The 26,318-nt window shown below is 63.5% G+C and carries 25 protein-coding genes and 2 tRNA genes; 10 read left to right on the plus strand and 17 right to left on the minus strand.

Annotated elements, in window-relative coordinates; translation table 11 throughout:
* Positions 1 to 5: 5 nt before the first annotated feature.
* The 11 genes from ACOJSI_RS15755 to aroA form a co-directional block, all read right to left on the minus strand.
* Positions 6 to 431: a DUF4112 domain-containing protein gene (locus ACOJSI_RS15755; protein WP_420139243.1), complete on the minus strand. Its 426-nt coding sequence runs from the start codon at positions 429 to 431 to the stop codon at positions 6 to 8.
* 35 nt (positions 432 to 466) lie between these two features.
* The gene (locus ACOJSI_RS15760; RefSeq protein WP_420139244.1) at positions 467 to 1,702 is read right to left on the minus strand and encodes an ABC transporter substrate-binding protein; all 1,236 of its coding nucleotides are present in this window, start codon (positions 1,700 to 1,702) and stop codon (positions 467 to 469) included.
* 61 nt (positions 1,703 to 1,763) lie between these two features.
* The gene (locus ACOJSI_RS15765; protein WP_420139245.1) at positions 1,764 to 1,943 is read right to left on the minus strand and encodes a hypothetical protein; all 180 of its coding nucleotides are present in this window, start codon (positions 1,941 to 1,943) and stop codon (positions 1,764 to 1,766) included.
* 109 nt (positions 1,944 to 2,052) lie between these two features.
* Positions 2,053 to 2,137, minus strand: a tRNA-Leu gene (locus ACOJSI_RS15770).
* Between the two features lie 49 nt (positions 2,138 to 2,186).
* Complete coding sequence (locus ACOJSI_RS15775; protein ID WP_420139246.1) at positions 2,187 to 2,465, minus strand: integration host factor subunit beta; 279 nt, start codon at positions 2,463 to 2,465, stop codon at positions 2,187 to 2,189.
* 160 nt (positions 2,466 to 2,625) lie between these two features.
* A complete protein-coding gene (gene rpsA, locus ACOJSI_RS15780; protein ID WP_420139247.1) occupies positions 2,626 to 4,338 on the minus strand; it encodes a 30S ribosomal protein S1 in 1,713 nt (570 codons plus the stop codon).
* Between the two features lie 253 nt (positions 4,339 to 4,591).
* Positions 4,592 to 4,999, minus strand: coding sequence for a hypothetical protein (locus tag ACOJSI_RS15785; RefSeq protein WP_420139248.1), 408 nt, complete (start codon positions 4,997 to 4,999; stop codon positions 4,592 to 4,594).
* Positions 5,000 to 5,143: 144 nt separating this feature from the next.
* On the minus strand, positions 5,144 to 5,728 hold the full coding sequence (locus ACOJSI_RS15790; RefSeq protein ID WP_420139249.1) for a peptidylprolyl isomerase: 585 nt from the start codon (positions 5,726 to 5,728) through the stop codon (positions 5,144 to 5,146).
* A gap of 15 nt (positions 5,729 to 5,743) precedes the next feature.
* On the minus strand, positions 5,744 to 6,379 hold the full coding sequence (cmk, locus tag ACOJSI_RS15795) for a (d)CMP kinase (protein ID WP_420139250.1): 636 nt from the start codon (positions 6,377 to 6,379) through the stop codon (positions 5,744 to 5,746).
* Positions 6,376 to 6,633, minus strand: coding sequence for a CBU_0592 family membrane protein (locus ACOJSI_RS15800; RefSeq protein WP_420139251.1), 258 nt, complete (start codon positions 6,631 to 6,633; stop codon positions 6,376 to 6,378). The genes cmk and ACOJSI_RS15800 overlap by 4 nt, the downstream gene beginning before the upstream one ends.
* Entirely contained in the window at positions 6,630 to 7,973 is a 1,344-nt protein-coding gene (gene aroA / locus ACOJSI_RS15805) for a 3-phosphoshikimate 1-carboxyvinyltransferase (RefSeq protein WP_420139252.1), read from the minus strand. The genes ACOJSI_RS15800 and aroA overlap by 4 nt, the downstream gene beginning before the upstream one ends.
* A 110-nt stretch (positions 7,974 to 8,083) precedes the next feature.
* Here aroA and ACOJSI_RS15810 point away from each other — a divergent pair, with 110 nt between their 5' ends.
* Entirely contained in the window at positions 8,084 to 8,398 is a 315-nt protein-coding gene (locus ACOJSI_RS15810; protein WP_420139253.1) for a TIGR02300 family protein, read from the plus strand.
* A 101-nt stretch (positions 8,399 to 8,499) separates the two neighbouring features.
* Positions 8,500 to 8,575: transfer RNA gene (locus tag ACOJSI_RS15815), tRNA-Ala, on the plus strand.
* A 212-nt stretch (positions 8,576 to 8,787) separates the two neighbouring features.
* On the opposite strand, the gene ACOJSI_RS15820 is transcribed toward ACOJSI_RS15815, so the two are convergent.
* Positions 8,788 to 10,089: an MFS transporter gene (locus ACOJSI_RS15820; protein WP_420139254.1), complete on the minus strand. Its 1,302-nt coding sequence runs from the start codon at positions 10,087 to 10,089 to the stop codon at positions 8,788 to 8,790.
* A gap of 367 nt (positions 10,090 to 10,456) precedes the next feature.
* On the opposite strand from ACOJSI_RS15820, the gene ACOJSI_RS15825 reads away from it, so the two are divergent.
* From ACOJSI_RS15825 to ACOJSI_RS15835, 3 genes are all read left to right on the plus strand, one after another.
* Complete coding sequence (locus tag ACOJSI_RS15825; protein WP_420139255.1) at positions 10,457 to 12,595, plus strand: right-handed parallel beta-helix repeat-containing protein; 2,139 nt, start codon at positions 10,457 to 10,459, stop codon at positions 12,593 to 12,595.
* Between the two features lie 239 nt (positions 12,596 to 12,834).
* Positions 12,835 to 14,097, plus strand: a complete 1,263-nt coding sequence (locus tag ACOJSI_RS15830) for an MFS transporter (protein WP_420139256.1) — start codon at positions 12,835 to 12,837, stop codon at positions 14,095 to 14,097.
* Positions 14,094 to 15,713 carry a glycoside hydrolase family 43 protein gene (locus tag ACOJSI_RS15835; RefSeq protein WP_420139257.1) on the plus strand — a complete coding sequence of 540 codons (1,620 nt, stop codon included), beginning with the start codon at positions 14,094 to 14,096 and terminating at the stop codon, positions 15,711 to 15,713. Before ACOJSI_RS15830 ends, ACOJSI_RS15835 begins: the two co-directional genes overlap by 4 nt.
* 26 nt (positions 15,714 to 15,739) lie before the next feature.
* On the opposite strand, the gene ACOJSI_RS15840 is transcribed toward ACOJSI_RS15835, so the two are convergent.
* Complete coding sequence (locus tag ACOJSI_RS15840) at positions 15,740 to 16,294, minus strand: TetR/AcrR family transcriptional regulator (RefSeq protein ID WP_420139258.1); 555 nt, start codon at positions 16,292 to 16,294, stop codon at positions 15,740 to 15,742.
* A gap of 95 nt (positions 16,295 to 16,389) precedes the next feature.
* Here ACOJSI_RS15840 and ACOJSI_RS15845 point away from each other — a divergent pair, with 95 nt between their 5' ends.
* The 3 genes from ACOJSI_RS15845 to ACOJSI_RS15855 are packed head-to-tail and all read left to right on the plus strand — an operon-like array spanning position 16,390 to position 18,751.
* Positions 16,390 to 17,076 (plus strand): DUF1349 domain-containing protein, encoded by a 687-nt coding sequence (locus ACOJSI_RS15845; RefSeq protein ID WP_420139259.1) that lies wholly within the window; start codon positions 16,390 to 16,392, stop codon positions 17,074 to 17,076.
* Between the two features lie 2 nt (positions 17,077 to 17,078).
* Positions 17,079 to 17,630 carry a sugar O-acetyltransferase gene (locus ACOJSI_RS15850; protein ID WP_420139260.1) on the plus strand — a complete coding sequence of 184 codons (552 nt, stop codon included), beginning with the start codon at positions 17,079 to 17,081 and terminating at the stop codon, positions 17,628 to 17,630.
* Entirely contained in the window at positions 17,627 to 18,751 is a 1,125-nt protein-coding gene (locus tag ACOJSI_RS15855) for an acyltransferase family protein (protein ID WP_420139261.1), read from the plus strand. The genes ACOJSI_RS15850 and ACOJSI_RS15855 overlap by 4 nt, the downstream gene beginning before the upstream one ends.
* Here ACOJSI_RS15855 and ACOJSI_RS15860 read toward each other — a convergent pair.
* A complete protein-coding gene (locus ACOJSI_RS15860) occupies positions 18,748 to 19,617 on the minus strand; it encodes a class I SAM-dependent methyltransferase (RefSeq protein WP_420139262.1) in 870 nt (289 codons plus the stop codon). The genes ACOJSI_RS15855 and ACOJSI_RS15860 overlap by 4 nt on opposite strands.
* A 370-nt stretch (positions 19,618 to 19,987) precedes the next feature.
* Here ACOJSI_RS15860 and ACOJSI_RS15865 point away from each other — a divergent pair, with 370 nt between their 5' ends.
* Entirely contained in the window at positions 19,988 to 22,210 is a 2,223-nt protein-coding gene (locus tag ACOJSI_RS15865; RefSeq protein WP_420139263.1) for a hypothetical protein, read from the plus strand.
* 10 nt (positions 22,211 to 22,220) lie between these two features.
* Here the strand turns inward: ACOJSI_RS15865 and ACOJSI_RS15870 are convergent, their stop codons facing one another.
* Entirely contained in the window at positions 22,221 to 22,511 is a 291-nt protein-coding gene (locus tag ACOJSI_RS15870; protein ID WP_420139264.1) for a GNAT family N-acetyltransferase, read from the minus strand.
* 163 nt (positions 22,512 to 22,674) lie between these two features.
* Here ACOJSI_RS15870 and ACOJSI_RS15875 point away from each other — a divergent pair, with 163 nt between their 5' ends.
* Complete coding sequence (locus tag ACOJSI_RS15875) at positions 22,675 to 22,842, plus strand: hypothetical protein (protein ID WP_420139265.1); 168 nt, start codon at positions 22,675 to 22,677, stop codon at positions 22,840 to 22,842.
* On the opposite strand, the gene mdoH is transcribed toward ACOJSI_RS15875, so the two are convergent.
* Positions 22,839 to 24,665, minus strand: a complete 1,827-nt coding sequence (mdoH, locus tag ACOJSI_RS15880) for a glucans biosynthesis glucosyltransferase MdoH (protein WP_420139266.1) — start codon at positions 24,663 to 24,665, stop codon at positions 22,839 to 22,841. The genes ACOJSI_RS15875 and mdoH overlap by 4 nt on opposite strands.
* A gap of 107 nt (positions 24,666 to 24,772) precedes the next feature.
* The gene (locus ACOJSI_RS15885) at positions 24,773 to 26,296 is read right to left on the minus strand and encodes a glucan biosynthesis protein (RefSeq protein ID WP_420139267.1); all 1,524 of its coding nucleotides are present in this window, start codon (positions 26,294 to 26,296) and stop codon (positions 24,773 to 24,775) included.
* Positions 26,297 to 26,318: the final 22 nt, after the last annotated feature.

Raw genomic sequence — 26,318 nt, forward strand, 5'->3', positions numbered from 1 at the left:
GCCCTCTACCGCCCCTCGAGGATCGCCGTCGCGGGGTGATGCTTATCCAGGTGGCGGCGGATGATCCGCACGTTTCGGCTGTTGGACCGGAAGAAATAATCCGGAATAGCGCCGACCCAGGGGATGGCGCCCAGCAATGCGTCGAAGCCGACATTGCCCAGCATGCGCGCCATCTGCCATTTCGACATGCCCAGATTGCGTGCTTCCCAGACAAGGTATGAACCCAGGGCGGCCCCAACCAGACTGCCCGCCACGGGAAGCGCATCGAGTAGAACATCCAATCCGATTGGGCGATTAAGGCCTGGAATGACGATCATGCGCTCCAGGATATGCTCCAGCGCCTCGACGCGCTTGCGCACTGCCTGAGGATCCCGCCCCAGCCCCGGCAAACGATCAAATGCAGCGTGATAGGGCTTGGTGCGATCCGCCATGAAACGCTGATCGCGCGAGCGTCGCGTTGGTTCCGTTATCGCCGCGTGCGGAGCTGATCGATAGGGTGGGCGGCGAGCGCATTAGCCGTGAAGGCATCGAGCGACGGGGCAACCAGAGACCAGCGGATCGGCGTCGCGATCGGGATGAAAGGCGGGTTGATCAGCGCCAGCCGATCGCGCGGATTGCAGCCTGCGCTGACGGCACAGGCGAGCGTCGCAAGCGTCCCCGCAGGGGCAACCCGGTCTACCAGCGAGAGATCCGACGGCGCGCCCAGCTCGACCGCGTGCGCCTCTATCCCGACCTTGTGCCAATCGCTTGCCAATGCGGCAAACAGCACGCGGGCGCCGGGCCCAGGTGGCATGCCCACCTGGATCTGGGGCGCCCTGCCCGCCAATAGGGCGCGCGCCATCTCGCGTCGTTGATCCAGCGGGGGTTCGATCGTGGATCCGGCAATCGTCGTCGCCTTCGTTTGTTGAGGCGCGGCCATCAAGGACACGATCCGGTCGCGGTCAATCGCCAGCGAAAGAGCCGTGCGGAGGGCCGGGTCCAACTGCGCATTGCGGATGGCGAGCCCAAATAAGCCTGATGTGGGGTCGAAACGCAGCGCCTCACGCGGCAGGTCGGCGGCGCGGGCCACGCCCAGATCTGCGAAGGTGCCTCCCAGCACGAGCGCGCTGCCGCCAGCCTGGAAGCGTGCCACGGCGCGGCCCACCTGTTCGGCACGAAGACGAACCGCTGCCGCTTCCTCGTCGCCGGGCGGAGGCGTGAGCAGGATCTGTCCGGCATTTTCCTTGGTAGAACGCCATTGGCTTGGTCCGCCGACGGCGAGCTCGGACTGGGCCAGCAACGGCAGGAGATCGGGTTGCGGCGAATCCAGCCGCATCTCGATGACACTGGAGGTGACCGCCGTGATGCTTTCGACGGGCTGCAAGGCGGAAAGATCCGGGTTGGCGGTGTTGCGGCGAAGGGCGTCCCGCAGGCGGCGGGCAATGGCGCGGGCAGAGAGCCCGGCCTGATCATCGATACGGAAAATATAGTCGACGCCATCATCCAGAATGGCCCAGCGGGCGGCTGCTCCAGGAATCACCTGCCCTTCGCGATCCAGCCGGACCAAGCCGACATCGGTCGTCGTCGCGAGCGTTGCCGCCGCTTCGGGGCTTTTCCAATCGGTGCCGATCACGCTGACGGAAAGGGGTCCGTCGCTCGTCCCGCCGCGGCACCCAGCCAGGAGCAAGACCACGCTCAGCAAACCGGAAGGCAACCACCGCATGGCCGCGACCTTATCGAGGCGATCACGGCAGTAACAGCGGCGATTGACCGCTTGTCGGTGGCTAGCTGGGATGCGCTTCCGCCTCAGGATCCGTATCGCTATCCTCGGGCCCTGTAGTAGACGTGGCGTCGCTGTCGGACGATGCGCCATCATTCTGGCGTTCGATATCGTGCGAAGGATCTGCGCCTTCATCATTCGCCATTTCGACCTCTGGGCTCTGCCCGTTTCGATCGTCGCCCATGATAACCTCCTGATATCTCAGAGGGTCAACGCACCTCGGTGGCGAAGGGACGCAAATTACACTAAATGTTTGATCGTGCCACGATTGCCTGGCCGTTCTTAGCCGGAATTGGTGCGGACGGCGGGACTCGAACCCGCACTCCTATCGGAAAAGGATTTTAAGTCCTCTGCGTCTACCGGTTTCGCCACGTCCGCACGGATAGCCGCTTAGCCGCAGCGGGGGCGGTAACGCCAGTACCGAAGCTCAGACGTTGAGCCGGTGGCGCATTTCCTTGCCGGGTTTGAAATAGGGAACCCGCTTGGGCTGCACATCGACCGCCTCGCCGGTGCGAGGATTGCGCCCGACGCGGCCATCGCGCGCGCGCGTCGTGAAGGTGCCAAAGCCACGGAGTTCGACGCGGCCGCCTTCGGCTAGGCGCTTGGAGATTGCGTCAAAGATACAGGCGACAATCTGCTCGACCTCGCGAGGGGAAAGCCCTGGCTGATCCTTGTGCACCAGAGCGATAAGCTCGGACCTGATCAATGACTTGCCCCTTCTCTGGCTCAATGACGCATCGGCTTTCCGCGTCCCTTGAAGCCGCAACCTAAGCCGCCACCTCTATGTCGTAGAAATAAATATAGATCAATCTTGAAGGATCACGCCGGGCCGCGATTTTGCCCGGCCCGGCGTGAGATTGTGGCGTTTATGCCTCGTCGCGTGCCTTCAATGCCGCACCCAGGATGTCGCCCAGCGATGCGCCCGAATCGGACGATCCATATTGCGCAACAGCCTGCTTTTCCTCGGCGAGCTGCATCGCCTTGACCGAGAAGGTGGGCTTCTTCGAACGATCGAAGCCGGTTACCATCGCATCGAGCTTCTGGCCGGGCTGGAAACGCTCCGGACGCTGCTCGTCGCGATCGCGGCCAAGATCGGCGCGCTTGATGAAGCCGGTCGGGCCATCGTCGCCGACCTGCACGTCCAGACCGCCATCGCCCGACGCCATCACGGTGACGGTGACGATCGCGCCCTTGTTCACGGCGCCGCTGGAGCCCGAAGCACCGGACGATGCGCCGGCACGCTCAAGCTGCTTGATGCCGAGGCTGATACGCTCCTTCTCGGGATCGATGTCGAGGACCTGCGCCTTGACCGTCTCGCCCTTGTGATGCAGCGCCAGGGCTTCCTCGCCGGACACACCCCAGGCGATGTCGGACATGTGGACCATGCCGTCGATCTCGCCGTCCAGGCCAATGAACAGGCCGAACTCGGTCGCGTTCTTGACTTCGCCTTCCACGGTCGAGCCGACCGGGTGGGCTTCCGCGAACTTCTCCCACGGATTGGCCTGTGCCTGCTTGAGGCCGAGGCTGATGCGACGCTTCTCTTCGTCGACCTCGAGGATGATGACGTCCACTTCCTGGCTGGTCGAGACGATCTTGCCCGGGTGCACGTTCTTCTTGGTCCAGCTCATTTCGCTGACATGGACCAGACCTTCGATGCCCGGCTCCAGTTCGACGAACGCGCCATATTCGGTGATGTTGGTCACGCGGCCCGTGAACTTGCCACCGATCGGATACTTGGCGGCCGCGCCTTCCCACGGATCGCTCTCGAGCTGCTTCATGCCGAGGCTGATGCGCTGCGTGTCGCGGTTGATGCGGATGATCTGCACCTTCACCGTGTCGCCGATGTTGATCACTTCGGACGGGTGATTGACGCGCTTGTAGCTGATGTCGGTGACATGCAGCAGGCCGTCGATGCCGCCCAGATCCACGAACGCACCATAATCGGTGATGTTCTTGACCACACCGTCAACGATCTGACCCTCGGCCAGGCTCTGGATAAGGCCGGTGCGCTGCTCAGCGCGGGTCTCTTCCAGCACGGCGCGGCGCGACACGACGATGTTGCCACGACGGCGATCCATCTTCAGCACCTGGAAGGGCTGCGGGATGTCCATCAGCGGGCCGACGTCGCGAACCGGGCGAATATCGACCTGCGAGCCGGGCAGGAACGCCACGGCGCCATTCAGATCGACCGTGAAGCCGCCCTTGACGCGGCCGAAGATCACGCCGTCGACGCGGTTGCCGGCGGCGAATTCGTGCTCGAGATTGTCCCACGCGGCTTCGCGGCGGGCGCGGTCGCGCGACAGCATCGCTTCGCCATGGCTGTTCTCGACGCGGTCGACATAGACTTCGACTTCGTCGCCACCGTTCAGTTCGGCCTTCTGGCCGGGGGCGGGGGCGAATTCGCGCAGCGGAACGCGGCCTTCGGACTTCAGGCCGACGTCGATGACGACCATGTCGTTCTCGATGCCGGTGACGGTGCCCTTGACGACCCGTCCTTCGAAGCCCTGGCTCTCGCCGCCGAGCGTTTCGTTAAGCATTGCCGCGAAATCATCGCGGGTGGGGAATGCCGCAGTGGCCATAAAAATGAATAGTCCTTTAGTCTGTTTCCGGCCGTCCGGTTGTCTCCGGAGGTCTTCAGCCGAACCGCCGCCCGAGCCTCATGCGCGAGCGGCATCCTTCAAATGAAGCATGCGGAGGAAGGCTCAGCGCAAAATGCGAAAAGGGCGCGTGAGGTGCGGTCATGCCGCCCAACTCCGCGCCGTCCTCCGCGAGCATCGCTCGCTGGATAGGTCGTATATAGCGCACAGGCGCGCTACGGGCAAGCGCGCGCCCTTAGGAGCCGCGTGGCTTGGGCGGGCGGCGGTTACGATCATTGCCGGGCCGGGGCCCGCCATTGCCGGGGCGCGGGCCGGGTCGACCCTGCGGCGGCCGTCCAGCGCCGGCGCCGGACGGACGACCGCCGCCGGGGGCTGGCGGGCGCGGCGGTGGCGCGGCCGGCCTGCCGGGCGAAACGCTATAGCCTTCCTTCAACAGTCGGTTGAAGGCAGTTCGCACCGATTCTCCAATACTTGCCTGTAACTCTTTAGGCAAATCGGCAAAGGTGGTGTTCGGGCCGATCGCCTGGATGTCCCGCAGCATCGCATTCGGCACGCCCTTCGACGCGGTACGCAACGCGCCCACGGCGTCGATCAGGGAAGAAAAGATGATCTCCTGCATGAGATCGGTGGCGGATTTGGTCATGATGTCCACGTCTGCTGTCGGGCGGCCCCTTTAGGCCCGGCAGAGCAGACGGCCAATGGGAAAGTCCGCCTCCATCCGCGCTCCGCGGCATGTTATATCCGTCATCTGGTGTCGGAGCAGCCCGCAAGGACGCGCGAAAGGCGGCTACCGAATGCGGCGGACGGTGATGATCTTGACGGGCTGGCGGATGATCTGACCGATCGTGTATTCGTCAAAGCCGCCGGGATATGTCGGTTTTGCGAGGATTTTCTTGGCCACGTCCATCCCGCTGACGACATGGCCGAAGGCGGCATAACCCGGATAGGAGGGGCGCGCGTCGAGATCGGGCGCCGGACCGACCGTGATGAAGAAATCACCCATCGCCGAATTCACGGCGTTGCGCGCCATCGAGAGCGTACCGTCGACGTGCCGCAGCCCGGTCACCGTGGTCGGCTCATGCTTGATCGGCAGGAAGCTCTTGGGAATATTGTGGTTGATCCCACCCTGGACCAACCCCTTCCCCGGGATGCGCTTGCTGCGGGCTGCACGATAGAAGGTGGTGTTGTCGAAGCGTTTGGCATCGACATAACGCAGGAAATTGGCGGTTGTGATCGGCGCACGTTTTGCCTCGAGCGTCGCCACGATCGTCCCCTCGCTCGTGACGATGGCAACCTTGGGAAGTGGTGCCGGCGCGGCGTTGGCAGGAGCAACAGCAAGCAACAACAAAGACGCAACAAGCGACCGTACCATCTTGTAATCCCGAAACTAATCGTTCGCAGCCGTGAATGGCCGTTCTTCGGCCAGCGCGATCGCCGCCGCGACTGCTTGCTCGATCGTAAGTGTGCTGGTGTCGAGCAAGGCCGCATCCTCGGCCATTTTGAGGGGGGCAGCGGAACGCGCGGAATCCCGTTCATCGCGCGCCCTGATATCGTTCAGCACGGCTGTCAGATGCACGTCGAGGCCCATACCGAGAAGCTCGTCGCAGCGGCGTTTCGCGCGGACTTCCGGGCTGGCCGTAACGAACAATTTCGCATCCGCATGAGGCGCAATCACCGTACCGATGTCGCGGCCGTCGAGCACAGCGCCGCCCGGCTGCTCGGCAAATCGCTTTTGCCGTTCGAGCAAAGCGGCGCGCACGCCGGGATGGGCGGACACGAGCGAGGCCGCCTTGCCGGCAGCTTCGGATTTCAAGCCTGGATCGTCGAGCGCGCTGCTCAAGTGGCGCGCCGCCTCCAGGGCATCGTCGGGGGATGCGGGATCACCGCCAGCCTCCAGCACGGCAAGCCCCACGGCGCGATAGAGCAATCCGGTATCAAGGTGGGGCAGGCCATAGTGGCGGGCTAGCGCTTTCGCGATCGTTCCCTTGCCGGAAGCGGCGGGTCCATCGACAGCGATGATCATGCGCGACTCCGCAAGACAAGGGCCTTGATCAGGCCAAACAGGGCGATTGCCGCCCACACGATTTCCAGCACGAGCGAGGCCATGTTGAAATGGATCGTCAACGACCAGCCAAGCAAGATCGCGCCGATCAGGTTCAACAGGTTGAATAGAACAAGGTTCACGACGGTAGCGAGATTGGAATAGGCGAAGGCGACCATCATCAGTCCGCTGCCGACGAGACCGACGATCGTCGGGAAATCGAGATCAAGGGTCATGCGACCGTCGCACCCAGGCTCTGCATCAACCTCTGGAAGGTTGGAAAGCTCGTGGCGACCGGCGCCATATCGTCGATCGTCACGGTGTTCGCCGATACCAGGCCGGCAACAGCGAAGCTCATCGCGATGCGGTGATCCAGTTCCGCGGCGATCTCGACCGGCCCGTTGGCGGCGAGCAGCGCTCCGTCGGTGCCGTCGATGATCAATCCGTCTTTACTCTCTTCCACGCGCACGCCGAGACGCGCCAGCCCACGCGCCATCAAGGCGAGGCGGTCGCTTTCCTTGACGCGCAGTTCCTCAAGGCCGCGCGCCACCGTCCGCCCTTTGGCGACGGACGCTGCCACGAACAGGATCGGAAATTCGTCGATCATGCTTGGCGCAATGTCCGGCGGCACCTCCACGCCGTGCAGGGAGGATCCGCGGACGCGCAGATCGGCCACCGGCTCGCCGCCGACCTCGCGCGCATCGACCAATTCAATATCAGCGCCCATCATCCGCAGCACATCGAACAGGCCGGCGCGGGTCGGATTGAGCCCGACATTTTCGACAATCACGTCCGATCCCGGCACCAGCAAGGCGGCCACGACAGGGAAGGCAGCGGAAGACGGGTCGCCGGGAACGACGATATGTTGCGGACGGAGTTCCGCCTCGCCGCGGATTGAGATGACCCTAGCGCCGGTTCCGTCCTGGTCCACGGTCAGCTCCGCACCAAAGCCACGGAGCATACGCTCGCTGTGGTCGCGGGTAGGCACCGGCTCGACCACGCGTGTGATGCCGGGCGTGTTCAAGCCGGCGAGCAGAAGCGCCGACTTCACTTGGGCCGATGCGACCGGCAGGCGATATTCGATTGGCACGGCAGGCGCGATGCCGCGCAGCACCAGCGGCAATCGGCCGCCCGGGCTGGCGGTAAATTCCGCGCCCATCAGAGACAGCGGATCGATCACGCGGTTCATCGGGCGCTTGGACAAGGATGCATCGCCGATAAAGGTGGCGGTGATCGCGTGGCTTGCCACAAGGCCCATGAGGAGGCGGGTGGAGGTTCCCGAATTGCCCATGTCGAGCGCTTGTTGGGGCTGGAGCAAGCCGCCCACGCCGACACCATGGATCGTCCAGCGGCCGTCCGCGCCGCGTTCTATCCGTGCGCCCATCGCGCGCATCGCGGCGGCGGTGGCGAGCACATCCTCGCCCTCCAGCAAGCCTTCGACGCTGCTGGTGCCGACCGCAAGCGCGGATAGCATGAGCGATCGGTGGGAGATCGATTTGTCGCCGGGAACACGTACGCGGCCGGAAAGCGGCCCCGCACTCTTGAACGCCGCGGGGGAGGGGGCCATCTGGTGCATTGGCAGCGGTCCTTGCCAGCGGCTCCGGCCCGTGGCAAGGCGCGCGGTGTCGGGCTGATCCGCCTTCACGGGCCGGATCGCCTTCCTCCTCTTTCTATCGGAGCTTTACCGTGGTGAAACCTGAATGGGGCACCAAGCGCACTTGCCCCAAGTGCGGCACGCGCTTTTACGATCTTGGCAAGGACGATCCGATCGCCTGCGTCGAATGCGGCACCAATTTCGAAGCCGAAACCGTACTGAAGTCCAAGCAGCCGCTGCCGTTCGACGCACCGAAGCCGACCGCGCAGAAGGAGGACGATGACGCGGATTTGGCCGAAGATCTGGATGTCGATGAGGATGAGGAGCCGAGCGCGGACGACGATGTCGATCTGGGCGGCGACGACGATATCGGCGTCGACACCGGCGAAAAGGAAGAAGATCACTAAAAATGCAGCGGGCGCGTTTTCGCCCGTTGCACGAGCGCCGCGCCTGATCTAAGGCGCGGCCCTCGAAGACGCCGGAACCTCCCAGGGCCGGCGAAAAGGATGGGGCCGTAGCTCAGCTGGGAGAGCGTCGCGATGGCATTGCGAAGGTCTGGGGTTCGATCCCCCACGGCTCCACCATTTTCCTGATAAGTCGAATATAACTCCGCGGACGATGAGCGGGCGTATCCCGCGCATAGGTCTGCCATAGCGCAACCCTCGCTCATGCTCCCGGCTCGCGGCGTGATTCACGCTAACGCGAATCGCTTTTTGGGCGCTGAGGAGGGCGATCCACTCCGATCTCTGTGTCTTAAGCGCATGCAATTGGCTGGGCTTGATCGACTGCATCATGCCTAGCCTGGCTGTGTAACTGCCTGGCTTATAGGAAGACCTTTGGCGCGTCCGGCGAAGAGAAGCGCAACCAGGCTCATCGCCGCTGCGGCGCTGCAATACGCGCCGACGAGAGAGAGGCCGCCACGCACGACGAGCGTTTGCGAGACGAGCGGCGTCAGGCCGCCGCCCAGCACACCCGCGACGTTGAAGGCCATCGACACGCCTGTGTAGCGCACGCGCGCCGGGAACAGGCTGGCGAGCCAGGAGGCGAGCGGGCCGAAAATCATGCCCTTGCTGGTCATTGCCAGTGCGAGGAAGAGGAAAACCAGCAGCAAGGAGCCCGATCTCATCAGCGGCGCCAGCAGCACACCGCTCGCGATGGCCGCGATGCAGCCAAGGATCAGCATTCGGCGTTCGTCGAACTGCAGATCCGCCAGCCGGGCCGAGGCATAGATGCCGGCGACCATGAAGGGAATGGCAGCCAATTGCACTGCCAGGAACTGCCGCATGCCATAGCCGAGCGTCTTGGTGCCGTAGCCAAGCGCGAAGGCGGTCGCGACATAATATAGGGTAAACGAGACGATCGCGCCGATCGTGCCGGCGGCGAGCGGTCCGAAATGGCGCGTCACCAGTTCGCCCAGGGGTATGGTCGGTGGCGGCGCTTCGGCGAGTGAGGCCGCGAACTGAGGCGTCTCTGTAAGCTTGAGCCGGATCCACAGGCCTACGCCGACCAGCATGGCTGAGAGCGCGAACGGAATGCGCCAGCCCCAATCTTGGAATTGCTCGGGTGTGAGAATTGCGCCGAGCGTCAGGAACAGGCCGTTAGCCGCGATGAAACCGGTCGGCACGCCGAGCTGCGGAAACATGCCGTAGCGAGCCCTGCTGCCGGGCGGCGCATTCTCCACCGCCAGCAACACTGCGCCACCCCATTCCCCGCCCAGTCCAAAGCCTTGACCAAAGCGCAAAACGCAAAGCATTAGCGCCGCGATCCAGCCGGCGCTGTGATACGTGGGAAGGCAGGCGACAAGAGTGGTCGAGATGCCCATCGTCAACAGCGAGACGACGAGGGTCGATTTACGACCCACCCGGTCGCCGAAATGCCCAAAGAAGATCGAGCCCAGCGGCCGAGCAGCAAAGGCAACAGCGATGGTCGCGAACGATAGCATCTGCTGAACCGGATGGGATGCCTTCGGGAAGAACAGCTCCCCGAACACCAGCGCGGCAGCGGTGGTATAGATGTTGAAGTCATAACATTCGATCCCTGTGCCGACGAGGCTGGCAATCAGGGTCCGGCGTGTCGAAGACGGTGCCTTTGCGGCCATATCCACACTCCCGCGGCGTCACTCGGCTAAGGTCCGAATGGCCGCCGGTGCGGACGGTGGTCAACCTCGCGCGCTCCTTGATGAATCGACAATGGTGGGATCAGCGCTGCGGGCGGGTCGATGCATCTGCGAGGCCGTCAGCAGGTCGATAATTTCGGGCGGTCCACAGCGAGATCCAGCTTCCGACCTGCGGCGAAGCGATGACCCGGAGCGCCGCCATCGCCAATCGAGTCCGATATGGCGTGCGATCGCAGCAACTGCCACGTGCGCCGGTCTTATGACATCGTTCCGAAAGGCCAGTTGAGCCGCTCCATTATGTCGTGCATGGGCGCGATCAAGAAAAGCAGCGAGAACAAGGGAGTAGGGCGTGGCGAACGATCGCGAACAACAGCCGGAATGCGCGTCGCCGCTGATCGCCGTCGATCGCAGCATCGACCGCCGCTTGTTCTTACGGAAGGCTGCCGCGACCAGCGCTATATTGGGCTTAAGGGGGTGGGATCCCGCCGGCGCTGCAGGAGCAAGCCACACTGATCCAACGTCCGCCGACGCACTCTTGCCCGACGGTTCGGCGTTCGCGCGCTGGGAACAGCCGCTGGTCTTCACCCGGACCTATCATGTCGACAATCGGTCGCCCAACGCCGACGATTCCGGCCCCGGCAGTGAGGCGCAGCCCTTCCGCACCATCGGCAAAGCCGCCGAGGTGCTGCAGCCCGGCGAGCGGGTGGTTGTTGCCACCGGCACCTATCGCGAATGTGTTCGTCCGGCGCGCGGTGGCAGTGGGCCGGGGCAGATGATCAGCTATGAAGCGGCGCCTGGCGCGACGGTGGTGGTTACCGGATCGGAAGTGTTGAAGGACGGCTGGCAGCAGCAAGCGGTTTCGTCCAGCTTCCCGGGTCCCGGTCGTCCCGCCGGTCCGGAGGTCACTGTCTGGCGGCATGATCTGGCCGGCACGATGTTTCCCGATGCCTATAATCCGTTCGCGTTGCCCAGCATTATGGGGTCGTGGGGGTGGCTGGACGGGGCGTCGGTCGACCTTGGCCCCTATTTGCGGCGTCGCGGCCTGATCTTTGTCGACGGCAAGCCGCTCGAGCCGATGGAGCAGTTGCGCGAGCTCGCCATGGCGGATCTGCCCGCAGCGCCCGACTATACGCGTCCTGCGGTGCCGCAGAACGGCTTGCCGCCACGCCGTCGCGGCGGACCGCTGATGCAAGAGATTGGCGGCACGCCCAATGCACGCTTCTGGGCGGATCATTCGGGAACCGCAGTCTATGTCCGCTTGGCGTCCGGCACCCCGGCGGACCATCGGATCGAGGTCACGACCCGGCAACATGCGCTGATCCCGGCACGGAGCGGCATCGGCTTCATCCGCGTGAAGGGCATTACCTTCCAGCACGTCGGCAATGCCTACCCCTTTCCGCAATACGGCATGATCTCGTTGGCCGGCGGCGATCATTGGATCCTGGAAGACAATGTTCTCGAATGGGCCAACGGAATGGCTCTCGCGATCGGCCGTGACGGCGCGAGCACCGACGCGCCGCGGCCAGGCGCCTCGATCATCGTCCGCCGCAACACCATCCGCTATTGCGGGGTCGAAGGGCTCGGCGGCATGGGCACCACGGACGCGCTGATCGAAGACAATCTATTCGAATGGTGCGGCTGGGCTGATGCCGAGCGCGGTTGGGAAGCCTCCGCCGTCAAATTCCATTTTGCCAAGAACATGCTGTTCCGGCGCAATGTCATCCGCCACATCCGTCACGGCAATGCCGCCTGGTGGGATGTCGACAACGCCAATTGCAGGGTGACGCAAAACGTCTTCACCGATGTGATGACCGTGTCCGCGGCTGTTCATTTCGAGATGACGCCGACGCGTAACATGATCGACAACAATGTGATCTGGGACGTGCGCAACGCAGAACCTGGCACAGCGGGGCAGCGTGGATGCGCCGGCTCCGGCATCTTCGACAATGCGAGCAGCAACCTTATTATCGCGCATAATCTTATCGGGCGCTGCGACAATGCCGCCGTCTTTACCATCGTCCGGGCAGATCGTGGGCGCCCGGTGGCGGACGGCAACGTCGTGGCCAACAACATCATCACGCGTTGCAAGGTCGGGATCGTCTTCCTGAACCGTAACAACAAGGCGAACGGCAACGTTTATGCCGACATGCACAAAGATTTTCAGGGCTTTCTTGATCCACAGGCGGCGGCAGCAGCGGGTGGGACCGCCTGGCGCTCGATCGGCTATAGCGATTTGCCACATTGGCGCGCGGCCTATGGTTGGGACATGCAGTCCGTAACCTCACAGACGACGATCGATTTTGACCCAGCAACGCTGAAGCTGACGGTCGATCGCGACAGCCGGCTACCCTCCGTACGCGAGATCGCCCCAATCGGGAACGATTTCTTCGGAAAGCCGGTCGGTGCGGCCCGCATCGCTGGGCCGTTGGCGGCCCTCTCCGGAAAGCGCGCGATAGTCATGGATCCTCGCGTGGCTGGTCGAGAATGATGGCCGGGGTGGGCGAGGATACGGACTAAGTCGGATGGTGATGGATCGCTCCCGATCAGCTCTCGATTGGCAGCGATGTCTCCTCTCGGGATAAGCTCATCCAGTTGGGGCAGGGAACAATCGGTCGTGAACGGCCTGGCGGGCTGGCCATGAGCGTGTCGCTGGGGCATTGCTGCACATGGTTTACCCAAACACAACAAGCACAGCGTGGGGGTGGAGTGGCGATTTCCAGCGGCGACATGGCACCGAACGGGGCAGGGCGATACGCCTTCCCGTATGTGCGTTGGACCATCATCGGGCTGTTCGTCGGCGCGATGATCCTCAACTATCTCGCCCGATCGGTTCTGGGTGTCGCGGCGCCGGTGATCTTGGCCGAACAGTCCATCTCCAGCCAACAATATTCCTGGATTACCAGCGCCTTTCAGCTGGGTGTGATGTTCCAGCCGCTGGTCGGGTTCCTGCTGGATAGCGCCGGGCTGAGGCTGGGCTTCACGATGTGCGCTGCGTTGTGGTCGCTCATTACGATGGCGCATGTTTTCGCGCAGGGCTGGTTTTCCTTTGCCGGGCTGCGCTTTGGTCTCGGGCTGGCCGAAGGATCGGCACAGCCGGCGGGGCAGAAGCTGATCGCGGAATGGTTCCCCTCGCGGGAACGCGGCGTTGCCGGCGGCATCTACAATATTGGTGCATCCTTCGGCGCGGTGTTCGCGCCTCCGCTAGTGGCCTGGGCGGTATTGACGCAAAGCTGGCGCCTTGCCTTTGTCGTCGCGGGCGCGCTCGGACTTTTATGGTGTGTCGCCTGGTTGCTCTGGTATCAGATCCCCAGCCGCCACCGCCGCCTCAGCACGGCGGAACGAACCTATATCGAAGGGGGGCAGGAGGCACGTCTTGCCGTCGGTGCAAAGCGCACTCCGCTCGCGCAGCTGATCCGGCGGCGGGAGCTTTGGGGCATCGCACTGCCGCGGCTGCTGGCTGATCCGGTCTGGGGCATGCTGTCCTTCTGGATGCCGCTCTATCTGGCGCGTGTGCGTGGCTTCGATCTCAGCCAGATTGCGATCTTTGCGTGGCTTCCGTTTCTGGCCGCCGACCTTGGCTGTCTTTTCGGCCCGGCAGTGGTCGCCTTCCTTCAGCGCAAGGGCGTCGACCTCATCGATGCGCGGCGCTGGGCCTTCACGTTGGGTGCTGTCCTGATGACGGCAATGACGATGGTTGGCCTGGCCACCAATCCTTATGTGGCGATCGCGCTGCTGTGCATCGGCGGCTTCGCCCACCAAACCTTGTCGGTCACGGTCATCACCATGGCGTCCGATCTGTTCCGGCGCGACGAGGTGGCGACCGTCGCCGGCTTCGCCGGCCTTGCTGGCAATCTCGGTATCCTGATCTTCACGCTGACGCTGGGGCATTTGGTCGACACGGTCGGCTATGGCCCCTTCTTCGTGGTGCTGGGCCTGCTCGATCTGGTCGGTGCCTTCATTCTCTGGACGATGGTGCGCAAACCCGCATGACCCATTTCCGCAATCCTATATTGCGCGGTTTCAACCCGGATCCGTCTATCCTGCGGCGCGGCGAGGACATCTATCTCGCGACATCAACCTTCGAATGGTTTCCGGGCGTGCAGATCCACCACAGCCGGGATCTGGTAAATTGGCGGCTGGCCGCACGACCGCTGACGCGAGCCTCCCAGCTCGACATGCGCGGCGATCCGGATTCCTGCGGCGTATGGGCGCCGGACCTGAGCTTCGCGCATGGCCGCTTCTGGCTGGTCTACACCGATGTGAAAAGGTTCGGGCAGTCGACGCTGGATGGATCGACCGGCGTGACGCTGCGCGATTTCCACAATTATGTGGTCAGTGCGGATCGCATCGACGGCGAATGGACGGATCCAGTCTATCTGAACAGCAGCGGGTTTGATCCGGCGCTGTTCCATGACGAGGATGGCCGAAGCTGGCTGCTCAACATGCTGTGGGACCATCGACCGAACAAGCCGCGCTTCGCCGGCATAGTGGCACAGGAATTCGATCGGGATCACGGCGCGCTCATTGGCGAGCGGCACCTGATCTTTACCGGAACCGACCGTGGCTTCACGGAAGGGCCGCACATCTACAAGCGTGACGGCTGGTATCATTTGCTGGTGGCGGAAGGCGGCACCAGCTGGGGCCATGCGGTCGTAATGGCGCGATCGCGCCACCTGCTTGGGCCGTATGAGGTGCATCCCGAGGGCGCCGTATTGACATCCCACGGCCGTCGCGACGTCCCGCTGACGCGGGCGGGCCATGGCGATCTGGTAGAGCTGGCCGATGGCACACCGTGGCTGGTCTATCTATGCGGTCGGCCGCTGCCAGGCCTGGAACGGTGCCCGCTTGGACGTGAAACCGCGCTGCAGCCGATGCGCTGGGGTGAGGATGGCTGGCTACGGACGCTCGCTGGCGACGCCGAACCGGACCTTTCGCCCCCGGTGCCCGATCTTCCGGCCGCACCTTGGCACGAGGCGGAATGGGACGGCAGCTTCGGCCCCGGCGAACTGCCGCGAGATTTGCAATGGCTGCGCTCTCCCGAGCCCGATCATTTGTTCAGCCTGTCGGCGCGTCCAGGCTTCCTGCGGCTCTATGGACGGGAAACGGTCGGCAGCCTGTTCAGCCAGGCGCTGGTCGCGCGGCGCCAGCAGCATTTCCAGTATGTCGCAACGACGCGGCTCGAGTTCGATCCCATCGACCACCAGCAGGCGGCTGGGCTGATCTGTTATTATAACAGCACCAAATTCCATTATCTGCACGTCAGCCGTGATGAGGGCCGGCGGGTATTGCAGCTCATGTCGGCCTGGCCGGACGATCGCCGCTTCCGCATGTCGGTCGTCGCGCCCGACCTGCCAGACGGGCCGATCGAGTTGCGGGCCGAGCTGAACATGGCGGACCTGCGCTTCAGCTGGCGTGCGGCAGGGGAGCAGGCTTGGCGCGCCGGGGGCGATCCGCTGGATGCAAGCATTCTTTCGGACGAGGCGTCTCTGCCCGGGCTTCCCAACTTCACCGGCGCGTTCGTGGGCGTTGCCTGTCAGGATGTGGCGGGCCTCGCTACGCCAGCGGACTTCGCCTTCTTCCGGTATGAGGGTTTGGATCGCGACTGATTACGCTGACGTCGGCGTCCGCCCGATCAGGCGGAATTCGCGATCCGATCGACGATCGCGCGGATGGCATCCCGATCGAGCGGGTGATCGTCAATCGAGTTGTGGATACCAATGCCCTCCACCAGCGCATCGAGAGCGCGGGAGGTAAGCGGATCGAAATAGCGTTCCAGCGCCGCCCGGCTCTTGCCCATCCATCCGCGCATAACCGCCGCGACGGGCGGGTGACGCGCAGCAAACGCATAAAGCTCATAGCTGAGCAGCAAGGTGCGAGGCGTAGCCCAGACCGACCCAGCGATGATGTCGATGATCGCGTCCTTGGCGCTGCTGGGATCCGTCGCTTGCGCCATTCGCGCGGCGAAATCCTGGGACGATTGCTCGGCCAATTGCAGGAAGGCCGCGGTGATGAGCGCGTCGAGCGTTTCGAAATAATAGGTGACCGATCCCAGCGGCACCTGGGCGATCCCGGCAATACGACGGTGCGTCGTACCCGTGACGCCAAATTGGGCGATCGCCTCCAGCGTCGCATCGACGATGCGCTGGCGTCGTGCAGGGTCGTTTCGCTTGCCGGCTTCGCTACCCATGACGAGCTGCATTGCATTTATGTGTACATTTGTACACATGGATCGGAAAGGGCCGCGGCATCCGCGGCTCGTAGCGCACAAGGAGGTCTTGGGTCATGCAGGAAGCAGAAGTCTCGCGCCGAAGCGTGATCGGCGGCGCGATCGCGCTTGGGCTCCCCAGTGCGGCGATCGCCCAGCCGTCGTCGGTGAGCCGCTCGATATTGGGGCGGCGGGATGGCCAGTGGCTCAATCCGCCCAAAGTGTGGAGCAGCGACGCGGCAGGCGACCTGACAATTGTGACGGATAAGGCGACCGACTTCTGGCGCGAAACGCATTACGGCTTCACGCGGGATTCCGGCCACTTCCTTGGCTTCGCTACTCCGGCGGCATTTACGGCGCAGGTGCGGATACGCGGTGAGTATAAGGAGCTTTACGATCAAGCCGGCATCATGGTCCGCCTCGACGAGCGCCGCTGGGTCAAGGCGGGCATCGAATTGTCCGACGGGCGGGCGATGCTGAGCAGCGTGCTGACCGATGGCCGTTCGGACTGGGCGACGGGGCCTTATGCGGCTGACCCCCGCGACTTCTGGATGCGCGCCACCGTTGCGAACGGCGTGTTGCGCCTGCAGGTCTCTTCCGACGGAAAGATCTGGCCGCTCGTGCGCCTTGCACCTTTTCCCGTGGCATCCTCTTATCAGGTGGGGCCGATGGCCTGCACGCCTGAGCGCCAGGGGCTGCGTGTCCTGTTTTCCGATCTGCGGATCACGCCGCCGCTCGGCAAAAATCTGCACGACCTGAGCTGAGCATGATGAGCGAAAAGGAGAAGATGCTTTCCGGCGCGCTTTATACCGCCGATGATCCGGAGCTTGCGGCCGACAGTGCACGCGCGGCGGCCTGGATCGCGCGCTACAATGCGCCGACCGATCCCGTCACCTGCGACCGCGCCGCATTGCTGGAAGAGGGGCTTGGGAGCGTCGGGCATCGCGTGACGATCCGGGCGCCATTCTATTGCGACTATGGCTACAACATCCATGTCGGCGCAGGTGTGTTCATCAACTTTGGCTGCACCGTCCTGGATGTGGCGCGCGTGGATATCGGGCCGGGAACGCAGATCGGGCCGGGCGTCCAGATCCTTACGGCCGATCATCCGCGCGATCCCGCATTGCGCGCGCAGATGCTGGAATTTGGCCGGCCCATCCGCATCGGCGCGAACGTCTGGATCGGGGGTGGCGCGCTCATTATGCCAGGCGTTACGATCGGTGATGATGCGATTATCGGCGCCGGTAGCGTCGTGACGCGTGACGTACCTGCCGGTGCCACTGCCATGGGTAATCCAGCGCGATTGCAGACACGATGAGCGCCTCGGACACCTATCCAGACGCCGACCGTACGGGTGACGGCAAAGCCCATTTTGAGGTGCTCGACGGCCTGCGCGGTGCCGCGGCGCTGCTGGTGGTGGCCTTCCACATCCAGGGCATTACCGTCCTGTTCGATGCACCGCGTCTCTTGTTGCCGCACGCATATCTGGCCGTGGATTTCTTCTTCGCGCTCTCAGGGTTCGTCGTCGGCTATGCCTATGATGACCGCTGGGGAACGATGACGACCCGTCAATTTCTGGTTCGTCGGCTAATCAGGCTCCACCCGCTGGTGGTGCTCGGCGCGATCGTAGGATTGGCGAGTTATCTCGGCGATCCGTTCGCAGGGGATCGGCAGGAGGCGTCGGCCGCGCTGGTTGTCTTCGCCTTCCTCACGGCGCTACTCGCCCTGCCATCCGCGCCGCTTCCCAATCGTTTGGGTGACAGTCATCCACTGAACGCGCCCGCATGGACGTTGCTGCAGGAATATATCGGGAATATCGCTTACGCTCTCGTGCTGCGACGGCTCCGCACGCGCGCTTTGGCGGGCATGGCGGTCATTGCAGCGATCATCTCGGCCGTCACCGCACTTTCGCTCGGTTCCTACGATACCGGCTGGGGTCTTGCGAATTTTTGGGGCGCGCCCGTTCGCCTGGCCTATCCCTTCCTGATCGGACTGCTCATCTACCGCCTGCATGATCGGCTGCCGCGCTTTCGGGTCGGCTTCATCCCGCTCAGCATCGTGCTGGCGCTCGCTTTCATCGCGCCGGTTTGGCCCTCTTCCGGGGCCATCAAATGGAATGGCGTTTATCAGGCGGCGTGCGTGCTTATCCTGTTCCCCGCCATTCTGGTCGTGGGGCGCCATTCCGCTGGCGGGCCGTCGACGCTCCGCCTGTGCAAGGCGGCGGGCCGGCTTTCCTACCCGCTCTACATCACCCATTACCCCTTCGTGTATCTCTACATGAACTGGGTCGTGGGGAAGACCGGCACGGCGGCGGCCACAGCGGCCATCGCCGTCTCGCTTTTCCTGTTCACGATCCTCTTCGCGACGGCCGCATATCGATGGTGGGACCTTCCGCTGCGATCAGCTTTGCAGCGGAAGGCGAGGGGCAGGGGCGATTAGGTACGGCGGACCGGCCGAAGCCCGGTGCCGATCGTTGCCGTCGTCCGCATGCTAAGCCGACCGTCAGTCACGTGCCGATCGACCGCCTCCAGAATGGCTTGATCGACCCTACGCCGCTGCTCGTGATCGAGCGCGGCATAGGGGCCCATATAGGAATGGAGTTCTGCCATCTGCAGGAGATAATCAAATCCGGCAGGCCCCTCCCAGATCGCTTCGATTTCCTCCACCTCGCTATCGATCAAACCCGCTTCCGTAAGCGCTGCGGTCATCGCATCGGGCGCGGCCAATTTCAGGAAGCCTTCCGGGCCGGCGGGTACCGGACGGTCGGGAAACGTAGCGCGAAGGGCTTCCGCCATGACGACGAAGGGGCCGCCGCCGGGCGGCTGACGCCAGGTCGCCACTACCACATGTCCGCCGCCGCGGACGACACGGGTCAGTTCGGCGAGGCCGGCCTTCCAGTCGCCGAACAGGCTTACACCAAACACCGATAGCGCGGCATCGAAGCTTGCGTCCGGGAAGGACAGCGCTTCGCCATCCATTTGGCAGGCTTGGGCGGTGGGGAAGGGCGCCAGCCGCTCCTCGAGCACCTCCACCATGCCGGGCGCAATGTCGACGGCGGTGACGGCGGCACCCGCATGGGCAGCGGGCACGCTCAGCGCGCCGGTGCCGGCCGCCACGTCCAGAATTCGGAGACCATGGCCGAACGCGGGAATGTGCCGTAGCGCCGCGAAGGAGACCGGGCCGGTGATCCGTGTTGCGGTCTGCTCATAGGCACGTGCGAAGGCTAGCGTCATGTGCGGATTGTCCGCGCGCGAGGGTGCCGCGGGAAGCCACCGTACGGGAAGAGTATCGTCCGGGTTCGTCAACGTCTGTCTCCGTTGGTCGCGCGAGGGTGAGGGCTGTGCGCGACGGGGACTGCGCCTCTAGGCGGGAATGGCGGCAGCGCCGATGGCGGATATCTCCATCCTGGTGCGTTGGATGATGGCAAGGCATCATCTCATCCATCGGGGGCGTCAGTCGTCTGGCGTAACGGCCGAGCGGCTTGGCCTTTGCTCTAGCAGGCGCTGCTATAGCCGCCGAAAGGACTAGCCTGGTAACAAGCCAGACAGCACCACCGTTTCGGCTAAGATATTGGTTAACCTACATTACGGACAGGTCGGAAACATCGATTCACGATGGAACCACCCGTTGCCAAGCGGCTTAAAAGTCCATCGTTATTGGATGCAGGACTGCTGAATGTCAGAGACGGCAACCATCGACACACCTCCGTCGGCCAGCCCCTATCTGCTGGCGCTGCGAGATGCACTGGACAAGCCAGCCGCACCGCTCGCCCGCTTCCAGACGGGGGAGCTGGAAGTGGAGATCCGTACAACGCAGGATTCCGTATTCGCCTTCATCCGGCGCCCCAATGGTGGCGGACTGGCATTGCGCTGCGCCTATCTGGGTGTTCCCTTCACCTGCAAGCTCATTGCCGCGCAGGACGAAGAAGCGGCCCGGGTGCGCGTCGACAGCGCGATGGGCGAACATGTTATCAGTTTCGTTGCCAATCGTACGGCGCTGGAGCGGCTGCGTGTGCAGGTAATGCTCACGCCCGCCGGTCCGATCACGCTGCCTTTTGCGCCGCGCGACCTTTATCCTCTGGGTGCGAAGGACGATCCGCTGGAAGCCGAAGGCGTCGTCGAAGCCTCCCAACGCGGGATCAATGCGGGGCTGCTCTATTTCCGGATCGAGAGGCCTTCCTTTGGCAACGTTCTGTATCTTCAGAATCTCACCGCATCGAACGACTATTTTCGGGCGACTGGCACCAAACCCGATGAGGCCGTGGCAGGGGAATGGCCGGAGCTTGGTTACGCATTGCCGACTCCGCCCTTGAAAGCGGATGCCGGTGCGGTGGCGCTGCAGCCAGGTAAGCCGGTCACGCTGTCCGATGTGATCCTGGTGTTCCGGCATGACGCATCCGCGCAGGAGCGGGCTTCGGCCAAACAGTTCGTGCAGATGCTGGGGGCGGCCTACCAGATGCTTGAGCTGCCGCCGGTGCAGTATCGCGACTGGATCGAGCGAGCCGACCGGACGGTGCGGGATCTCGCGACCGCGGACGAAGCCACGGTCCGCCACTATGGGCACCTGTACGTCCATCCTTATACGGCCGCCGAATATCCCGACATCATGGTGCAGATGTCCGTCATCGCGGCGCTGCACCAGTGGGGCAGGTGGCGCAACGAACCGCATCCTCTGGAGGCGGAGCTGAAGGCCGGGCTGCGCAAATTTTACGATCCGAAGCTGAAGACCTTACGTCGCTACCTGCCAAATGTTGGCGAGGACAAGGATGCCGACGCGGTCGACAGCTGGTACCTCTACCATCCCCTGCTGAACCTGGGCCTCCTGGCCCTGAATGGCGACAGGCAGGCGCGCGGCCTGTTTCTCGATTCGATCGATTATGCGATCAAGGCAGCGCATCATTTCGACTATTGCTGGCCGGTCCAATACAAGATCACCGATTTCACTGTGATCGAGGAGGACGCACCAGTCGATGGGCGCGGCCAGACGGACGTCGGCGGCATCTATGCCTGGGTGATGCTCCAGGCGTTCGAAATGACGGACGAGAAGCGTTTCCTGGATGAAGCCCGTGCCGCGCTCGATGCCGCGATGGGGCTGCGCTTCAACGTCAATTATCAGGCCAACCTGACCGCCTGGGGCGCGGCCGCCTGCATGCGCATGTGGCGTATTACCAATCGAGACGTGTATTTGGAGCAGAGCTATGTCTATCTCGGAAGCTTCCTGCACAATGCGGTAATCTGGGAAAGTCAGCTCGGCCATGCGGCGCATTACGAAACCTTCTTGGGCGTGAGCTGCCTGCAGGATGCGCCCTACATGGCGCTTTACGAATGCTTCGACAGCTTCGTCGCCTTCGAACGCTATCTGAATGACGGTGGCCCCGACCTTGAGTCTGAGGCCAACATGCTGGTTAGCGAATATTGCAAATATGCATTGTCGCGCGCCTGGTATTATTATCCCGACGCACTGCCGCCGGCGGCGATCTCGGATAAGCAGCGCGAGTTCAACGGTCATGTCGACCGGGGATTGTCGTTCCCGCTAGAGGATCTGTATCCCGATGGCCAACCGGCGGGGCAAGTTGGCCAGGAAGTCTATGGCGCGGGCGCCGCTCTGATCTTTGCCTCGCGCGCCTTTCACGATATCGACGATGCGCCCTTTCGGCTCTTTTGCGACTATTTCTTGCGTGGGATCGAGCGGACGGGCGATCGTGCCGTCACCCTTGCTTTGCATGGGGCGGAGAATTGTACCGCCAATCTGCGACTGATCCGGCTCAAGCACAAGAGAATGCCCAAATTGTCCTTGAGCACGGGGGGAGGCGACACAATCCGTCCTCATGACACGTCCGCCGACCGCATCGACTATCAGGTTCCCGCGAGCGGAAGGCTGATCCTGACCTGGGAGTGATTGCGCGCAGTCACTCCGGCATCGGGGCAGCAAGCAGATCCTGCACATCGGGATGGCGTTCGACGTAGGAGACGACGAACGAGCATTCCGGAAGGATCTTAAGGCCCTGACGCCGAACATCGGCCAGCGCGCCTTCAATCAGCTTCCCGGCCAGACCTTGCCCCCGCAGTCGTTCCGGCACGATCGTGTGGGTAAAGGCGACGACGTCGCCCTGCCGTTCGTAGACGGCGAATGCGACCCCGCCGTCCGCGTGGATTTCATACCGGTTTTTGGCTTCGTTATTGGTGACGTCGTCCGCCATGCGTGTTCCCTTAATCTTCAGATGCCCGTCCTTGTAAGCGTTTCGCGGCGCAATGGTAATCGGCCGAGTAAGACGGTGTCGCGGGCTTCGTCGGGCCACGCCGCCGGCAATGCGGCGAAGTGCTCTGTTACGCGTTGATCATCCGCACAGAAGGATAAGGATCATGGCAAAACCGCCCGAAGCAACCCCACATTCCGATATTGACGGCGTCAATCGCGATGCACGCATCGGCACGCCGTCGAAATCGCCACACCCTAATCCGGGTAAGGCGCTGGACGATGCCGACACTCAATCGAAAGGGCGGCCCGAACAGACGCCACCAGAGCGTTAAACGAGCGCTGTGCTGGCCGGGCGCGGCGGTTCCGCCCCGGCCAGGAGCGCCGACGGTTGCTCGCCCGGGTCGCCCGAAAACAATTTGAACTGGGCTGCCCGGGTGCCCCAGTCCACCCGGGACGTGGCTGACACCAGCAAAGGCGCGCCCAGCAAGCCAAGCGCCACCGGCAAGTTCCAAAGGCCCGTTGCCGAAGGATCCATGGTGACCAGCAGGAAGGGCAGGCCCAGCAAAACGTGCCAGCGATAATGATCGAAGGCATCGATGATTGAGATGTTGCTGGCTTCGCGCCGCTGCGCCGCCCATCCGCTTGGCCGCCCGGTCAAGATTTCGAGGATAGCCAGGCATTGCGATCCCATGATGATGGGCGCGGCCAGCACGGACAGCGGGATATCGACCAGCACACCGAAAAGGATTGCGCGCCATCCGCCCAGCATGATCACCAGTTTGCGATCGAACGCAGCCCAAATCAGCGCGAGCATCTTGTTGCCGAACAGAAGCAGCAGGGTGCCGACCAGCAGCCAAGTCGGCGTGCCATGATCCAGCACCGGCGCGCCGACGCGGATCGACTGCAGCAGCGCCATCATGAGCAGGAACAGCCACAGGGGCGACGTGAGGTAGGCCGAAGCCCCCATCAGCAACTGCAGTCGGCTCACCCAGTGAAGCCCCGCCGCGTCCAGCAACTGCAGGTGCTGCAAATTACCCTGACACCAGCGCCGGTCGCGGATCGCATGATCGATCATCGTCGGCGGGCATTCCTCATAGCTCCCTTCCGACAGCAACATCATGCGGGCGCGCCAACCCCGGCGTCGCAACAAGGCGGCTTCGACCATGTCATGGCTCATAATGACGCCGCCCAGCGGTTCGCGACCGGGCAGGGCGGGGAGCCCGCAGCTTTCCGCGAACGCCTTGACCCGCAAGATGGCGTTATGCCCCCAAAAAGTCGCCTCGTCGCCTGACCACCAGTTGAGTCCCGCGCTGGAGACGGGGCCGTAGAGCGCGGCGGCGAATTGCTGCCAGCGCGCGAACAGGGTCTGTCCGGCCGTCAGTTGCGGGTTTGTCTGGATAAGGCCCAGCTTTGGATCGGCTTCCATGTTGCCCGCGAGCCGCAGCATCACCTCGCCGCTCATGCGGCTGTCGGCATCCAATACGATCATGGATTCATAAGCGGCGCCGAACCGCTTGACCCACTCGGCGATGTTGCCGGGTTTGCGGCCCACATTGGCTTCGCGCCGGCGGTAATAGATCGGGCAGCTGCCGCGTTTGCGCAGCAGACGACATGCGGCACGTTCGGCCGCCTCCGCACCGGGTTTGGAATCGCTGAGGACGAAAAAGTGGAACAGGTCGGCCGCGCCGCTCTGCCGCAATTCCTCCGTCATGCGCGCGATCCGCGCGCCGACCGCCGAAATGTCTTCATTATAGATGGGGATCAGCACTGCCACGGGCCGCGTCGGGGACGGCACGGCGGCCGGTTGTTTGTGACGCCGCCGGATTGAAACGATCAGGCCGACGACGGCGTTCAGGAAACCGAAACCGATCCAGGCAAACAGGGACAGGCTAAGAATGGCCAGAACCTGGTCGATCGCATCATAGCCGTCCCCGGCTAGACCGTCGGCGATGCCGATGCTGGCCATGAAGCCGATGATGCCGCTGCCAATGATCAGGAAAATGCGCCGCCACAGGCCCGCGGACGTGACGAATGCGGGCGCCGGATGTGGCGGGCGATAGAAGTCCTGCACCGGCATCGCCAGTGGTGCCTCTATCGGCAAGTCGGCCGCGGCGTCGCTGCGCTCTATCGCTAAACGAATATCCTGAACCATCATTGTTGCGCCTTATGGACGCCGATCAAAACGCTACCCTCCGATGCTCTCTCTAGGAGCTCGGGTTGCAATCGCTCATCCGGACGGCAAGTTCCGTGTCGGAGCCGAAATTAAACCAACTGATACAATAGCGTCTCAGTCAGTGCGCCACCTTTTAGGCGCAAGTAACCGCGAAGATCGCGCGTCTCGCCGTTCCTATAGGGAATGTCGACGATCATCCGCCACCGATCCGATGCACCCACGACGGGATAGGCATCGACGCTGATCGGCGCTCCGGACGACAAGGTGACGACAGGCTCGACGCCGCTATTGCGGTCAAGGCCCCGCAGGGCAGCGCCGGCAAAATCCACCACCAGGCGCGTGGCATTCGGGATCGGATCATGGCCAGGCCGGCCGGCGACACCCCGCCAGGTATCCACAATCCGTGCAATCGCGTTGGCCGTGCCGGATCCCGCTGCCCACCGCAGGCGGTAATTGAGGCTGTAGCGCGCGCCGCGCCGCGCGGGCGACGCCGGCATCCAGAAAGCAACGATATTGTCCGATGTTTCGCCGTTGGTGGGGATCTCGAACAAGCCGACCGATCCCGGTCCCCAGCTGCCCTTGGGCTCGACCCAGAGATCCGGCCGCTTTTCGTAGAAGACGCCGTCATCCTGATAATGATCGAAATTGCGGTCCCGCTGCAGCAGCGCGAAGGCCCGCGGATCGCGATCCGCGAAGCTGTTGAGGATGGCGCGCGGCGGATTGTTGAGCGGGCGCCAAATCTGCTCGCCGCGACCCGTGACCATCGCCAGACCATCGCTGTCGTGGATTTCGGGGCGCCAATCGACCGCCTTGTCACGCTGGCCTTCGCCATACCAGAACATGCTGGTCAGCGGAGCAAGGCCGAGACGCTCGACATCCTTGCGCAGCTGCAGCGACATGCTGACATCCTGGATAATGCCGGCAGGCGTACGCCGGTTGACGAAGCGCCAGGCTCCGGCGGCGCTTGGACTGTCGAGCAGCGCATAGACGGTGATCACATCGCCCGGCCCTTGCTCGAGCCAGAATTTCGTGAAGCTTGGAAATTCTTCGGGCCGGCTCAGCCCGGTGTCGATCGCCAATCCGCGTGCGGAGAGTCCATATTGGTTGAGCGGTCCCGCTGTCCGGAAATACGACGCGCCCTGGAAGGCCAGCCAATCGCCTTGACCACCCGGGTTCATGATACGGAAACCCGAGAAACCGGCGGCGTCGGGGGGTAGGCGGTCCGCGCCATCGAACATGTCGCGGCTGAAGCTCAGCGGCCTGGTCCGGCCATTTTCGACCAGATTGATCGAGACCGGATGGGGAGACATCGCACTGAGCGGGAAGAGCCGGACGCCGCCGCTGCCCGCCTGCGGCCAGATCGTGGCCGCAGGCCGATAGCTGATATGGTTCAGCGCATCATAGGTCACAGCCGATACGGCCTTGGATGCCTCAGCCGGCGCGACATAAGGCCTCTTGGCAAGATCCGCAGCGGTGGCTTGCAGCCAGGCCCACGAAAAGGTCTCGCCGGCCGCTGCCTGCGCCGGCAGTGCCAGCCCGGCCGCTAGAGAGAGGCCGCCGGCGATGGCCTGCCGGCGGCTGGGGGAGGGAAGAGGGAATGTCGGCATCGTCATATACAGGCCGAAATGATGCGGA

It is taken from the genome of Sphingomonas sp., assembly GCF_048595155.1.
Taxonomy (GTDB): Bacteria; Pseudomonadota; Alphaproteobacteria; order Sphingomonadales; family Sphingomonadaceae; genus Sphingomonas_I.

What these genes read in the sequence shown, in the direction of transcription:
- ACOJSI_RS15865 (WP_420139263.1), top strand. Translation starts at nt 19,988, where the DNA reads ATGTCAGAGACGGCAACCATCGACACACCTCCGTCGGCCAGCCCCTAT.
- ACOJSI_RS15785 (WP_420139248.1), bottom strand. Translation starts at nt 4,999, where the DNA reads ATGACCAAATCCGCCACCGATCTCATGCAGGAGATCATCTTTTCTTCC.
- rpsA (WP_420139247.1), bottom strand. Translation starts at nt 4,338, where the DNA reads ATGGCCACTGCGGCATTCCCCACCCGCGATGATTTCGCGGCAATGCTT.
- ACOJSI_RS15870 (WP_420139264.1), bottom strand. Translation starts at nt 22,511, where the DNA reads ATGGCGGACGACGTCACCAATAACGAAGCCAAAAACCGGTATGAAATC.
- ACOJSI_RS15755 (WP_420139243.1), bottom strand. Translation starts at nt 431, where the DNA reads ATGGCGGATCGCACCAAGCCCTATCACGCTGCATTTGATCGTTTGCCG.
- ACOJSI_RS15850 (WP_420139260.1), top strand. Translation starts at nt 17,079, where the DNA reads ATGATGAGCGAAAAGGAGAAGATGCTTTCCGGCGCGCTTTATACCGCC.
- ACOJSI_RS15820 (WP_420139254.1), bottom strand. Translation starts at nt 10,089, where the DNA reads ATGGCCGCAAAGGCACCGTCTTCGACACGCCGGACCCTGATTGCCAGC.
- ACOJSI_RS15845 (WP_420139259.1), top strand. Translation starts at nt 16,390, where the DNA reads ATGCAGGAAGCAGAAGTCTCGCGCCGAAGCGTGATCGGCGGCGCGATC.
- aroA (WP_420139252.1), bottom strand. Translation starts at nt 7,973, where the DNA reads ATGCACCAGATGGCCCCCTCCCCCGCGGCGTTCAAGAGTGCGGGGCCG.
- ACOJSI_RS15885 (WP_420139267.1), bottom strand. Translation starts at nt 26,296, where the DNA reads ATGACGATGCCGACATTCCCTCTTCCCTCCCCCAGCCGCCGGCAGGCC.
- ACOJSI_RS15800 (WP_420139251.1), bottom strand. Translation starts at nt 6,633, where the DNA reads ATGACCCTTGATCTCGATTTCCCGACGATCGTCGGTCTCGTCGGCAGC.
- ACOJSI_RS15855 (WP_420139261.1), top strand. Translation starts at nt 17,627, where the DNA reads ATGAGCGCCTCGGACACCTATCCAGACGCCGACCGTACGGGTGACGGC.
- ACOJSI_RS15830 (WP_420139256.1), top strand. Translation starts at nt 12,835, where the DNA reads ATGGCACCGAACGGGGCAGGGCGATACGCCTTCCCGTATGTGCGTTGG.
- ACOJSI_RS15765 (WP_420139245.1), bottom strand. Translation starts at nt 1,943, where the DNA reads ATGGGCGACGATCGAAACGGGCAGAGCCCAGAGGTCGAAATGGCGAAT.
- mdoH (WP_420139266.1), bottom strand. Translation starts at nt 24,665, where the DNA reads ATGATGGTTCAGGATATTCGTTTAGCGATAGAGCGCAGCGACGCCGCG.
- ACOJSI_RS15875 (WP_420139265.1), top strand. Translation starts at nt 22,675, where the DNA reads ATGGCAAAACCGCCCGAAGCAACCCCACATTCCGATATTGACGGCGTC.
- ACOJSI_RS15835 (WP_420139257.1), top strand. Translation starts at nt 14,094, where the DNA reads ATGACCCATTTCCGCAATCCTATATTGCGCGGTTTCAACCCGGATCCG.
- ACOJSI_RS15760 (WP_420139244.1), bottom strand. Translation starts at nt 1,702, where the DNA reads ATGCGGTGGTTGCCTTCCGGTTTGCTGAGCGTGGTCTTGCTCCTGGCT.
- ACOJSI_RS15840 (WP_420139258.1), bottom strand. Translation starts at nt 16,294, where the DNA reads ATGGGTAGCGAAGCCGGCAAGCGAAACGACCCTGCACGACGCCAGCGC.
- cmk (WP_420139250.1), bottom strand. Translation starts at nt 6,379, where the DNA reads ATGATCATCGCTGTCGATGGACCCGCCGCTTCCGGCAAGGGAACGATC.
- ACOJSI_RS15790 (WP_420139249.1), bottom strand. Translation starts at nt 5,728, where the DNA reads ATGGTACGGTCGCTTGTTGCGTCTTTGTTGTTGCTTGCTGTTGCTCCT.